Below are 12,394 nucleotides of genomic sequence, written 5' to 3' on the forward strand. Positions count from 1 at the left end.
CAAAGTGGCCGGTATTCCATAACTGGCCACTTTTTATTTTTAAATTTCCATAGACTTGGATTTTTCTTCTGTTCAGAAGTTATTAAAGTATATGGCAGGATTGTGGAAGACTCGATTTCGAGATGTTTGTGTGGATTTAGGGGCTCCGGGAAAAGGTTCGCTTTCCGTGGGCGAGTGATGAGCCTCCTCGAGCTAACGCTCTGCGGGGTCTCATCTACCACGCACTTCCCACAGGAGTCTCACCGTTTCCCTCCGCCCCTTTACCATATGAGGTTTACGAAATCCCTCTTATAGTACCTGCCTAAAACTCTTTTAAATCCTGCTTAAACCGCGTTGACACAGGCTTCTTAACCATAAAAGCTCTTATTGCTGGAATGTAGTTTCGAGAATTTCTTCCGCCAACTAATCAAAGAAGATACTCGAAACCACTACTTAAAAAATCAGCTTGTGTGGTTATGAGAAGTTAATGATATAAACTCTACCCCAATTGACGTTTAGCATACGCAAATGCTTGATACAAAGCACTTTATGCCCGCCTAGGGGAGAACAATTGGAACCTTACTTATGAATACAGGTGTTCTAATCATTTACTTCTCTCAACCATTCAAGCTGCCCCTTTTAGAAGTGGTTTCGAGACACTTATAAAGTAAAGGGGCGGAGGGAAACGGTGAGACTCCTATGGGACGTGTGGGACAGGTGAGACCCCGGAAGGCGTAGCCTGAGGAGGCTCACCGCCCGCCCCATGGAAAGCGAACCTTTTCCCGGAGCCCCTAGAATCACACAAACATCTCGAAACTGAGTCTTCAAGAATAGGGAGCTTTTGTGGAATGGAAGAATTGTCTATGTTTCAGTCGTTGAGGGAATTTCGGTATAATGAGAGCAAAAGGATATAAGGAGGACAATAAGGTGAAGGAAGCCATTGAGTTACATAAAGATCAGTTCATAGAAGAATTAAAGCAGTATTTAAGCATACCAAGCATTTCTTCCTTGTCACAACATAAAGAAGACGTAAAAAAGGCAGCGGATTGGACAGCTGGTGCTTTGAAAGAAGCCGGCATGGAGAATGTGGAGGTCATCCCTACAGAAGGGCATCCGATCGTTTATGCGGATTGGCTTCATGCAGAAGGAAAGCCGACCGTTCTTGTGTACGGCCACTATGATGTGCAGCCGGAAGATCCCCTTGACCTATGGGAAACCCCACCATTTGAACCGGTCATTAGGGACGGGAAAATTTTCGCCCGGGGAGCTACGGATGATAAAGGCCAGCTGTTCATTCATATTAAAGCTGTCGATCTTCTTATGAAAGAAAAGGGCGAGCTTCCAGTCAATGTGAAGTTTGTCATAGAAGGAGAAGAGGAAATCGCAAGCCCTAACCTAGGTCCTTTCATTCAGGAAAATGAGGAAAAGCTTGCTTGTGATGCGGTCGTCATTAGTGATACGTCCTTCAGTGAGGAAGGGCAGCCGGCCATCTGTACCTCTTTACGCGGGGCTTTGGCCATGGAAATGACTGTCACTACTGCTAATTCGGATCTGCATTCGGGTACCTATGGCGGTGCCGTACCAAATTCGATTCATGCCCTCATCCAACTATTGGATTCACTGCATGAAGAAAATGGACGCATTGCCGTTGAAGGTTTTTACAAAGACGTTCCTGAGCCTACAGAAGCCTTAAGAAAAGAGGTTGCGGAAGTTCCATTCAATGAAGAACGTACAAAGCAGGAACTTGAGCTTGATGAATTTTTCGGAGAGGAAGGGTTCACGTTCCAGGAACGTGTCGGCATCCGGCCAACACTTGAGATCAACGGGATTACGGGAGGTTTTCAAGGCGAAGGGTTGAAAACAATCGTCCCTAAAGAAGCGAGTGCGAAAATCAGCTGTCGTCTAGTTGGTGAGCAGGACCCTCAGGCGATTTTTGAGGCGATTCAACGTCATGTAGCCAACAACCGACCAGTGGGTGCGAAGGTTGATCTTTATCAGTACATTAAAGCAGACCCGGTGGCGATCGATTCAAAAAACCCTTATATTCAAAAAGCGGCAGATGCATTTGAGAGTGTGTATGATGTGCGTCCACTCTTTCCGAAAGAGGGAGGATCCATTCCGATTGTCGAAGTTTTCGGTCGTGTGTTAGATGCGCCGGTCGTTTTGATGGGATTCGGACTCCCGACAGAAAACCTGCATGCACCTAATGAACATTTTCACCTGGAGAATTTTACTAAAGGGATCGAAACGGTGTGTACGTACCTGCAAGAGTTATAAAGGGAAAAGGCTGAGAATGTAGTTCTCAGCCTTTTTTGTAAGCAAGATTAAGAATGGATTGGATGAATGGTCCTTTTTTCTTTGTGTAGACGGATCGTTCTTCTCTATGGGCTTCAGCCAGCTGCTTTTTCAGAGATTCATAGGCTTTGGCTGATTGGGGATTCACTCGTAAGTAGTCTCGAAATACGATTTTTTCTTCCCATTCAGAGCTGTCCCACTCACAGATGTGCAGATGGAAGGTGCTGTCCGTACCGGTGTCTTTTTTGAAAAAGCGCCTTGTCCTTAATTCAGGCTTAGGAACATATTCATACCCAGCTTGTGAAAGGGGATGAATGTAGTGTGTGAACTCATTAAGTTTCTCCACCCCTAATAATATATCAATAATTGGCTTAGCATGGAGGTTTGGAACAGAAGTACTTCCGATGTGCTCTATGGGAATAGTCGAATCGCCAAGGTTATGTAGAATGGCGTTTTTTTCCTTAGCGAATGTTTCAGGCCAATTGGATTGATAAGGAGAAAGCTGTACACGATTTTTGAGGTTGCGTTCATCACAGGAGAAGCATAGTAGTGTATTGTTTTCCGATAACACTCCATTCAGGAACCCATTTTCACAATAGATCGCTGTGCCGCAAGCCTTGCACGTGCCGACATTTTCATGCATAACGGTTACTCCCTTCCTTTTATATTTTGGATAAGTCTGTCTTTTTTTGTCAAAACGAAACGCTAAAATGTTAGAATAGTAGAAAGATACTAGTTAGGGGGATGAAGATGGAACAACTCCAGACAAAACCAAAAACGTTTGCCGAAATACTCGATCATACATTCAGTATATCAAAGAAAAACTTCGGTCCTTTATTTCTTACTTTACTCATTATATTTGCGCCGCTCTACATATTTGATTATTTATTCATGGTGTTGAGCGGGATCAGCTTGGTCCGCGAGCCTTCAGGTGGAGGGTTTGCAGAAGGGGTCCTGAACAATCTTGATACCGCAGCAGCTACACAGGAGCTAGTGGCAACAAATCTGGGGATCGGTATGGAAATGGTGTATTTACTTGTTTCCACTGTTCTTGCCATTATCATATATCCGATCGCCCAGGCATCGGTGATCGTGGCGACCAGTAAAGCACTAAAGAATGAAACCTGGTCTAAAGGGCAGGCGATTAAAGGGGCGTTCTCAAGGTTTTGGCCCCTTATTGGAAGCACAGCCTTGATGGGAGTCATCTTCGGAGCCGCCGTTTTTATCGGGTTTCTCCTTTTCGGTGTTTTAGGAGGCATTAGCTTTGCAAGGGATGGCTTTGGAGTCGGATTCATTATGTCGATCGTCTTCGGTCTGTTGTTTTTCGCAGCGGTCGCTTTTTTTGTGACGAAACTGAGCATGTTCTTTGGAGCGATTGTTTTTCAGAAGGTCGCCCCAGGCTTTTCAAAAAGCTGGCAGCTGACGAAAGGGCGTTTCTGGTTCGTTTTCGGATTGTTCATCGTCTTTTTCATCATTACCATTTTGCTTACTTCTGTAATGGAAGGGGTTTCTGCCCTTCTGTTAGGTGGCAGTCTTCTCGGTCGTGTGCTGACGGACCTTGCTTCGATTATTACCACGCTGTTTATGATGGTCGGTTATACGGTTCTGTTTTTTGACTTGAAAACAAGGAACGAAGCAGATGATTTGAAAGATATGATTGCTTCTTACAAAGAATCATGAACGTAGGTGAATCATGTGAGTGGATCAAATGAAGGAAAAGAACAACTGAAAGAAATACTCGAGCGTCCGGAGTATCAAGCGTACCAGCAGGAATCTCAGACAGCGAGTCAACGCCTGCTGGATATTATTGCTCAGTGGGTTAAAGAGTTGCTTGAGACTTGGTTTCCTAATTTCCAAGTCTCTGATTCTGCCATCAACGGCTGGATCTATTTTTTTGGTTTCATCGGAGTGGGCATCCTTTTGTTACTTGTCATCAAGCTTGTGGGTCGGATCTCAGGAGAGAAGAAGTTGTCTGAAAAGCGTACATTCAGCATGACTTCAGAGTTGGCTTGGTCATCAGAAAAGCATATGCAGGAAGCGGACGCGCGTGCGGCAGATGGTCAATTTTCTGAAGCGGCCCGTCATGTGTTCCTGGGCATGCTGTTGGATTTTGATGCGAGGGATCTTGTTGAGGTGAAAACCTGGAAAACGAACGGCGACTATGAAAAGGATCTGCAGGACTCAAGTCATACGCTCGTTGCAGATTTTTCTTTTCTTGCGAAGATTTTTGATCAGATCACTTATGGAAAACGGACCCTTCTGAAAGAGGAGTTTGATGAATATCGCTCCCGTGCCTTTCAATGGATGGATCAAGAAGGGTGGAGAGAAGAGTGACAAATACAAAGAAAACGTGGCTTTGGGCTGCTGTCATCTTTACCCTTCTTGCCGGTGTGCTCTATTGGCTCTCCAGTGGACGTCCGGAACCGTACCCTCCCTATTTATCTGAATCCCCTTCCCAGACAGGAATGAAAGCCTTTTACACGTTTCTTGATGAACAAGGTGAGGAACCTGCACGCTGGGATAGCAAACCGAACCGGCTTCCGAAGACAAGTGGCCGACAAACGCTCTTGATGATTGAGCCTTATTCCACCGTCAGCGGAGATGAGATGCGTCAGTATGAAAAGTGGATGGAAGAGGGGAATACCATCTGGCTGATGAAAAACAACCCCGTCGGCTATTTTGATACCAAGGTAGACTACGGCGCCTTACCTGCAGGTGAAACGAAGGTAGAGGGTGAGGATGGTCGTACATATACTGTAGAAGTTCAACAGGAGCACCGGCTGCAAACGAAGGAGTCGGATGATGTCCTATTGAGTGATCGTCATGGTGTGCTTGCCTTCGAGCGCTCCTATGGGGATGGTGCGCTAATTGTTGGCATGAATCCGGATTGGTTCACAAATGAATGGATTACGGACTATGAACATTATGAAGTCATCACATCGATATTAGCATCGGAAGCCGAAGACAGCAGGATTTGGTTTGATGAATATATCCATGGACAAGATGGTTTATTTACCGGGTTGGACGTTTATCCGAAGTGGCTGCTTGTCTTTACTCTTCAGCTTGCTTTGTTCATGCTTATCTTTTTGTGGATGCAGGGAAAAAGGTTCGGTCCCTCCTTCATGCCGCGAGAAGCGGTCGTACGGTTTGGTGATGAACGTCTGCAGGCTCTTGCTGCCTGGTACCGGAAAGGTGAGTTTTACAGAGAGTCGCTGGCCGTCCAAGAATCCTACCTTCGAAAGCTGTTACAGGAGCGATTCGGCGTATCCACCCAGGCGTCCTGGGAGGAGGTCCGTCACACGCTTTCGTATCGGTTGAATGAGGAGGATTATCAGGATTGGGAAAAATGGACGAAAACCGTGGAGCCGTTGGAAAACGTAACGGATGTAGATAAAAAGGCATTTTTAGATTGGTCGCATACGTTTGATCAGATGAGGAAAGAGGTGCAAGGGTCATGAATGAAAAATTGACAGAGTTGATACAGGCCTATGAACAAAGAGTTTACGGGCAGTCCGAGAATGTCCGATTGATGCTCGCGTCCGTCCTTGTTGGGGGACATGTGTTATTAGAAGGTGTTCCTGGTACGGGGAAAACAAAAATGGTGCGAACGTTAGCGAACCTCCTTGGAGGTGACTTCAAGCGGATTCAGTTCACCCCGGACCTCTTGCCGAGCGATATTACTGGAAGCATGATCTACAACATGAAAACCGGTGAATTTGAGACGATGAAAGGACCTGTGTTTACGAATGTCCTGCTTGCTGATGAAATCAACCGGACACCGGCGAAAACACAAGCCGCTTTACTTGAAGCGATGGAAGAAAAGCAGATGACCATTCAGGGTGAGACGTACACACTTCCTGCTCCTTTCTTCGTTGTCGCGACCCAAAACCCGGTGGAGTTTGAAGGGACTTACCCGCTACCGGAAGCTCAGCAAGATCGCTTTTTGTTTAAATTACATATCGATTTTCCCTCTATGGAAGACGAAGTGGCCGTGCTTAAACAGATGCTACTATCTAAACAAGAGGAGGAGGTCCAGCCACTGTTGACGGTGGAAGAGTTCAACAGGATCAGTGAAGAGATATCAAGTGTCACGATGACCGACGAAATGTACGGGTACATCATGTCGATTGTTCGCAAGACGCGTGAAACGGAATCCATCCGCCATGGAGCAAGTACGCGTGCAGCTATTGCCATTGCGAAGGCAGCAAAAGCGTGGGCGTACCTCGAAACACGCGACTACGTCACCCCTGACGATGTCAAAAAGGTCGCGCTCGCCTCCTTGAGACATCGTGTGATTTTAGCGCCGCATATGGAACTGGAGGGAGTGGCCCATGACCAAATCATTCAAGAACTTGTGGGATCAGTTCCTGTTCCGCGATAAAGGGATTGTTCCTACGAAACGTTTGCTCTTGCTTATACTTTTTATATCATTTGTATTGATTTTACTAACATGGACAGCTCTTTCCTGGCCTTTCATCATCGCCGCAAATGGGGCGGTTCTATTATTGAGCTTGGTTGATCTTACTTTTTCCCCTAAACGGAAAGAGCTTCAAATTCGAAGGGACATGGATGAAGAAATGGAGCGCGGGATTGAAAATGAGGGATCTGTAGTGGTCAGGAATGGTTCTGGTAAAGGGGCGGCGATGAAAATCATCGACCACTTTCCACAATCGTTCAGCCAGCCGTTTCCTCTCAAAAAAGATATCCAGGGATATGAGCAAGTACGCATCACCTATCCTTTTCATGCCGAACAACGAGGAGAGTACACGCTTCCTCACCTTCATATTCGCTATCGTTCTCATTTTGGTTTATGGGAAAAACAAATGAGGGTGGATCAAACCGAGAGTGTGCGGATCATTCCTGACCTCACGGAGAGCAGGAACTTCCTTGAGGATGCACAGCGTTTCCTTCTCTACGAAGGGACCCGTTTGAAGAAACGTCAGGTGGGAACGGGGGAGTTCAGTAAAATCCGTTCCTATGTCGTGGGAGATGATATCCGGAAAATCAATTGGAGACAAACCGCAAAAGTTCAGAACCTGATGACCAACGAGTATGAACCGGAGCATGGGAAATTTGTCACCTTATTGATTGACTGCGGACGGATGATGGGCGTGGAGCTTGAGGAGAGCAATCGATTGGAGAAGTCCCTCGAGGCTGCGATGACGGTGGCGACCGCTGCCTTGAAGCGCGGCGATTACGTGGGGGTCCTCGCTTTTTCAAAACATGTTCATGTGTATGTGCCGCCGGCAAAAGGAATGGCGCATATGCAAACCATTTTAAAAGAGATTTATAACTTGAAAGTCGAAGGATACGAATCCAATTATACGGCTGTGTTCCAACACCTGCAGAAGGTACAAAGCAGGAGGAGCCTTCTTTTATTGTTCAGTGATGTGAGCACGTTTTTATACGAAGAAGCAGCTTTGCATTATTTACAACGGTTACGGCGCTCGCACTTGTTCTTAATGATTGGAATTGAAGACCGAGTCATCGATTCCCAGACGAAGCGGGAGCCTGAAGATGTACAGACCACTTTAGTAAAGACGATGGCCCAAAAGCATGTGTTGGATAAAAACCAGGAGTTGAAAAAATGGGAACGGCAAGGCCTCCAAATGATTGAGGCACCGGAAGAGGAGCTGGCGACCGCCGCCGTTTCCCACTATATTACCATTATGAACCGGGGACTTCTTTAGTTTTCCCGGCATTGATTTTTCCGATGATTACGTATGCTAAAAGCCCGAGGACAGTAATGAATGCAAAGGCATATTTCGCTTCAAGGGATAAATTGGAAGGGGTGATGTAACCTTCTACAACCCCTGCGATGATAAAGAGTGGAATGGTTCCAATTAACAGCAGCACGGACCGGTAGGCATAGGTTTTTAATTGATAACTACGCGTACGTTTGCCGGGAACCCAAAGTTTATAACCCATTAAAAGTCCTGCACCGCCCGCAATGAAAATGGCCGTCAATTCAATAATTCCATGTGGGACGATGTAGGCCCAGAAGTCATAGGCTTTTCCATGAACCATGAACAAAGCGGCTAAGGCACCGACAATAATTCCGTTGTAGATGAGTAGATAAACAGTCAGTAAACCGAAGGTCACCCCTCCGGCAAAAGCAAGAAAAGCTACTTGAATATTATTAGTCATGATTTCTGCTGACATGATAGGAGAATTTACTCCACCGTCCTGGCTGCCGAGGCGGATCGGATCCACAGCCTGTGCGATGGAATCAGGCAGAATCGTGTAAAGGCTCATCGGATCCTGGTAGACAGCAAGAAAAGCAGCCAGCCCTCCTAAAAAGAACAATAGCATGCTGATGACAACGAACTTCCATTGTTCACCGATGAGTGTGATGAATGAACTTCCAAACATTTGTTTCAATTGTTTCCAATTCGATGTGCTTTCCTGGTAAAGCATGTTATGCGCTTTTGTCACGAGGTCGTTCAAGTAAACGGTCGTTTCTTCTTCTGCAAAGTACGTTTGACTGTAAGCAAGGTGTTGGGTGATTTTTTGGTACAGGCGCTGAAACTCTTCTAAATGTTTCGGAGCCCAGTGGCTACTGTTCTTATGTAACAACTGAATCAGTTCTTCTAAACGTTTCCACTCTTCACGGTGGCGCTTTACGAAAGATCGATAGTTCATGGTTTCACCTGCAATGCGGGAATTTTTTACAATCTATTTCTATTATAGAAAATCGAAAGACATATGGGAACCCATAAGGAAGGAGGGAGAAGATGGAGGATAGGTGGAAAGTGAAAACCCCGGAACATGTGACCTTGAATTTTCAATTGGCAGGCTTAGGGAGCAGGGGGGCGGCTCAAATCGTCGACTCCATTTTATTAGGCTTATTATACAGCGGGATGATTGCGCTTCTCATTTTTACAGAAAACTATTTGGACTTCATGTTGGAAGGGCGCGGGTGGGTGATCGCTTTTGTTATCCTTGTCTTATTCGGCATCCAGTGGGGTTATTTCTTCTTATTCGAATGGTTCAGCGGGGGGAAAACCCTTGGGAAAATGATGCTTGGTCTCCGAGTCGTCAAGGAAGATGGAGGAAAAGCAACCGCCCTATCTATATTGATTCGAAATTTATTACGAATCATTGATATGCTTCCTTTTTATTATCTGATTGGGATGTTGATGGTTTTCTTCCATCCTCAGCATAAAAGACTAGGTGATCTTGTTGGCGGGACGATCGTCATCCATGAACGAAAAAAACAACGCTTGAAAAAGAAGCAGACGCTTGTGGAGAAAGAGGTTGAAAATCGTGGCCTTGAATCGTCTCAGCAAGTTATTGGAGACTGGGAAAGACAAAACCTTACGAAAAAAGATTGGACGTTGTTAAAAACCTATGTTCATCGGTACCCGACACTAAAACCTGCAGAAAAAAACACCATGACCAGGGAGGTTGCTGAAATCCTTCTTCCTAAACTCGGGTTGGATGATGCAACAAAGAGTGAAGATGAGTTAGCTACTCGACTTTATGCTGCTTATATAGAGATAAAAGAAGAGTGGGAATTCCAGTTATAAAGGAGAAAAAAGCCGGCTTTCCAGGAGGGAAAGCGGCTATTTTTTATGTCTGGAAGAAAGTTTCCACGTTGTTGACCTTTAAGTGTACGTTTGAATTTATAAGTATTTAAGTGAATATAAAAGAATTTATTAAAATATATTTACTTCAGTGTAGAATTTGGTATTATATACTAGGATTTAATCGAATACAGGCGAATAAACGGGCTTATCCATGGGGGAAGGTTATGTTTGTTCCTACCTGAAAATATAAAGAGGAAAGGGGATCATAGCTTATGCTTACATCTCTTTATGTGTTGTCTTTAACCGTTTTGCTTACGTTCCTTGTACTATATGCCATCGATAAAGTCGTTCGTCGCTTTAAGAAGATCCAAAGCCCTACCATTCAACAAGACCAAGTTCCAGCTGAAGTTGATTTCAGCCACCAGACATTCAAATAAATGCTTCAACAGAAAGTGGACCTGCATAAAAAAGGAGCCACTTTCTTTTTTAGACCGAACCTTACACATTGCAGATTATCTCCCTATACTTGAAGGCTCTGTCTGTTTCGAGACTTTTGTTGAGTGGATGGGGGCTGCGGGGAATAGCTCGCTTTCCGCGGGAGCGCGGTGAGCCTCCTCGGACTGCGTCCTGTGGGGTCTCACCCTGCACTTTTTTCCTCTTCGATATCCGGTTCCGGCGCCTAGCGGCTAGTGAGACTTCCCTCGCTTCTGTACGATAAGTCAACATCGAATCACTCCGTTCTTCGTGTTTCCTTTATCTCCGCCAGCTCCGTCCAGTCCATACGCCGCTGATCGAGGCGCCTGCACACTTAAGATAGGAGTCTCGCCATATAAGTATCTCGAAACCACATCTGGAATAAGCTGCTTTGACACGTTGTCATTCGAACGGAATGGACTTCTAAGGACACTATCCAGCATGCTGTAAGCTTGTGATAGAGCGCTTTATACTAATTACACCAGGATAGTGGGAGACCTTTCAACTTGGTGCAGGGGTTCGTTTCTCCCTTACATCGAAAGGGGTGGTTGGGAAGCTGCGAGACTCCCGCGGGAATGGATTGGCTGGCGAGACCCCGCAGTGCGAAGCACGAGGAGGCTTGCCGTCATCCCCGCAGGAAAGCGAGTAGCTTCCCGACCACCCCTAACGCCCAACAAGGCAACGAACCCCGGAAAGTCTCGAAACTGAGTCTTCAACAATCCTGCCATTGACTTTAATAACGAAGAGTGTGACTTGGTCTAAGGTTGTTTCAGGTAGAGGGGTTTACGTTTTGTTAGGTACCTGTTTGTGGTAAAATAGTTATGTTTACATATAGAAAGAAAACAACCAAAATAAATACGTGTTCTATATATATTTTCAAGTACAATTCAACAGATGGAAAAGGGGATATCTCATGGCGAATAAAGCGGTTGTTCTAGGAGCGAATTATTATATTGGATTGAGTACGATCAGGTGTCTAGGCATTCATGATGTTCATGTTGCAGCAGTGGACTATGCCTGGGAAGGCTCCTACGGACTTGAGTCCAAATATTGTACAGAAGCGTTGATTGGTCCTCACTATAAGGAAGATCCAGAAGGTTTAAAAACTTTCTTAATCGACTATGCCAAAAAGCAGGATCATGCGCCTGTACTTATTCCGACAGCCGATCCATATGTAGAATTCGTGGATGAATATCTGCCGGAATTAAGGGAGTATTTCCTTATTCCTCAAACGGAACAAGGATTATATACTAAGATAATGGACAAAGGCACACTCCACACACTGGCTTCTGAGCATGGAGTAGCTGTTCCGGAAACGGTTCAAGTGGATGATGAGAATCTTGTAGAAAGAGTAGAAGAGGAAATCAAATACCCTTGTCTCGTCAAGCCGGTTGATTCACCAGCTTTTGTTTCTAAATTCAGAAGGAAGCTTTTCAAAGTCCATAATAAAGAAGAATTAATTGAAAAAGTGGAACAAGCGAAAGAAGCGAATATAGAAGTCATCGTCCAACGAATTATTCCTGGCTTTGATGACCATATGTACACATTTGATGCGTACCTGGATCAAAACTCCAAAGTGACGCATTGGGTGACCTGCCAAAAGCTGCGGCAATTCCCTGTGAATTACGGGGCATCTGTTTACACCCAGCAGAAATATGTACCTGAGCTTTATGAACTTGGTGCGAAGTTTTTAGAAGGAATCGGATATAAAGGTTTCGCAGAAATTGAATTCAAAAAGGATGCCGAAACCGGCCAATACTATTTAATTGAAATCAATGTTCGTATCACGAATCTGAACCATTTATTACAAAAAACAGGCATCAACATCCCTTATATCACTTATAAAGAGTTGATTGGGGACCCGGTGGAACCAAAAGCGGTGGAAGAGGATCAGAATCTTGTTTTCTGGTATGCCTACGAGGACCTTCTGGCTGTCAGGGAATATATCAAAACGGGACAACTCTCCCCTCAGAAGGTGTTGAAGTCGTATTTCAGACCGAAAGCCCACGCCATCTGGGACCCTAAAGATCCAAAACCAGCATTCTCTTTTGGGAAAAAGCTGGCGGGTTTGGTGGTCAATAAAGTAACAAAGAAAAGCAACTAACTATTGCTCCGAC

General features: G+C 45.2%; 11 protein-coding genes. 9 read left to right on the top strand and 2 right to left on the bottom strand.

Annotated features, from left to right (window positions below; translation table 11 throughout):
* Window positions 1–873: 873 nt before the first annotated feature.
* Entirely contained in the window at window positions 874–2,256 is a 1,383-nt protein-coding gene (locus ACQ4XT_RS06170) for a dipeptidase (protein WP_446852897.1), read from the top strand.
* Between the two features lie 25 nt (window positions 2,257–2,281).
* Here ACQ4XT_RS06170 and ACQ4XT_RS06175 read toward each other — a convergent pair whose 3' ends face one another.
* Entirely contained in the window at window positions 2,282–2,917 is a 636-nt protein-coding gene (locus tag ACQ4XT_RS06175; protein ID WP_446852898.1) for a GrpB family protein, read from the bottom strand.
* A 107-nt stretch (window positions 2,918–3,024) separates the two neighbouring features.
* On the opposite strand from ACQ4XT_RS06175, the gene ACQ4XT_RS06180 reads away from it, so the two are divergent.
* From ACQ4XT_RS06180 to ACQ4XT_RS06200, 5 genes are read left to right on the top strand one after another with little or no spacing between them, the layout of a single operon-like run.
* Window positions 3,025–3,954 (top strand): hypothetical protein, encoded by a 930-nt coding sequence (locus tag ACQ4XT_RS06180; protein WP_446852899.1) that lies wholly within the window; start codon window positions 3,025–3,027, stop codon window positions 3,952–3,954.
* 15 nt (window positions 3,955–3,969) lie between these two features.
* On the top strand, window positions 3,970–4,608 hold the full coding sequence (locus ACQ4XT_RS06185) for a hypothetical protein (RefSeq protein WP_446852900.1): 639 nt from the start codon (window positions 3,970–3,972) through the stop codon (window positions 4,606–4,608).
* Window positions 4,605–5,732 (top strand): DUF4350 domain-containing protein, encoded by a 1,128-nt coding sequence (locus ACQ4XT_RS06190; protein ID WP_446852901.1) that lies wholly within the window; start codon window positions 4,605–4,607, stop codon window positions 5,730–5,732. Before ACQ4XT_RS06185 ends, ACQ4XT_RS06190 begins: the two co-directional genes overlap by 4 nt.
* A complete protein-coding gene (locus ACQ4XT_RS06195) occupies window positions 5,729–6,655 on the top strand; it encodes an AAA family ATPase (protein WP_446852902.1) in 927 nt (308 codons plus the stop codon). Before ACQ4XT_RS06190 ends, ACQ4XT_RS06195 begins: the two co-directional genes overlap by 4 nt.
* Window positions 6,606–7,964: a DUF58 domain-containing protein gene (locus ACQ4XT_RS06200; RefSeq protein ID WP_446852903.1), complete on the top strand. Its 1,359-nt coding sequence runs from the start codon at window positions 6,606–6,608 to the stop codon at window positions 7,962–7,964. Before ACQ4XT_RS06195 ends, ACQ4XT_RS06200 begins: the two co-directional genes overlap by 50 nt.
* Here the strand turns inward: ACQ4XT_RS06200 and ACQ4XT_RS06205 are convergent.
* Window positions 7,942–8,916 (bottom strand): stage II sporulation protein M, encoded by a 975-nt coding sequence (locus ACQ4XT_RS06205; RefSeq protein WP_446852904.1) that lies wholly within the window; start codon window positions 8,914–8,916, stop codon window positions 7,942–7,944. The genes ACQ4XT_RS06200 and ACQ4XT_RS06205 overlap by 23 nt on opposite strands.
* A gap of 92 nt (window positions 8,917–9,008) precedes the next feature.
* On the opposite strand from ACQ4XT_RS06205, the gene ACQ4XT_RS06210 reads away from it, so the two are divergent.
* From ACQ4XT_RS06210 to ACQ4XT_RS06220, 3 genes are all read left to right on the top strand, one after another.
* Window positions 9,009–9,803, top strand: coding sequence for an RDD family protein (locus ACQ4XT_RS06210; RefSeq protein WP_446852905.1), 795 nt, complete (start codon window positions 9,009–9,011; stop codon window positions 9,801–9,803).
* Between the two features lie 272 nt (window positions 9,804–10,075).
* Window positions 10,076–10,240, top strand: coding sequence for a hypothetical protein (locus ACQ4XT_RS06215; protein WP_446852906.1), 165 nt, complete (start codon window positions 10,076–10,078; stop codon window positions 10,238–10,240).
* Between the two features lie 950 nt (window positions 10,241–11,190).
* Window positions 11,191–12,381 carry a carboxylate--amine ligase gene (locus tag ACQ4XT_RS06220; RefSeq protein WP_446852907.1) on the top strand — a complete coding sequence of 397 codons (1,191 nt, stop codon included), beginning with the start codon at window positions 11,191–11,193 and terminating at the stop codon, window positions 12,379–12,381.
* Window positions 12,382–12,394 lie beyond the last annotated feature (13 nt).

This window comes from Halobacillus sp. 12SKB (assembly GCF_052941655.1).

Coding starts and splice junctions, on each gene's coding strand:
- ACQ4XT_RS06170 (WP_446852897.1), top strand. CDS start 874: ATGAGAGCAAAAGGATATAAGGAGGACAATAAGGTGAAGGAAGCCATT.
- ACQ4XT_RS06175 (WP_446852898.1), bottom strand. CDS start 2,917: ATGCATGAAAATGTCGGCACGTGCAAGGCTTGCGGCACAGCGATCTAT.
- ACQ4XT_RS06180 (WP_446852899.1), top strand. CDS start 3,025: ATGGAACAACTCCAGACAAAACCAAAAACGTTTGCCGAAATACTCGAT.
- ACQ4XT_RS06195 (WP_446852902.1), top strand. CDS start 5,729: ATGAATGAAAAATTGACAGAGTTGATACAGGCCTATGAACAAAGAGTT.
- ACQ4XT_RS06200 (WP_446852903.1), top strand. CDS start 6,606: ATGACCAAATCATTCAAGAACTTGTGGGATCAGTTCCTGTTCCGCGAT.
- ACQ4XT_RS06205 (WP_446852904.1), bottom strand. CDS start 8,916: ATGAACTATCGATCTTTCGTAAAGCGCCACCGTGAAGAGTGGAAACGT.
- ACQ4XT_RS06210 (WP_446852905.1), top strand. CDS start 9,009: ATGGAGGATAGGTGGAAAGTGAAAACCCCGGAACATGTGACCTTGAAT.
- ACQ4XT_RS06215 (WP_446852906.1), top strand. CDS start 10,076: ATGCTTACATCTCTTTATGTGTTGTCTTTAACCGTTTTGCTTACGTTC.
- ACQ4XT_RS06220 (WP_446852907.1), top strand. CDS start 11,191: ATGGCGAATAAAGCGGTTGTTCTAGGAGCGAATTATTATATTGGATTG.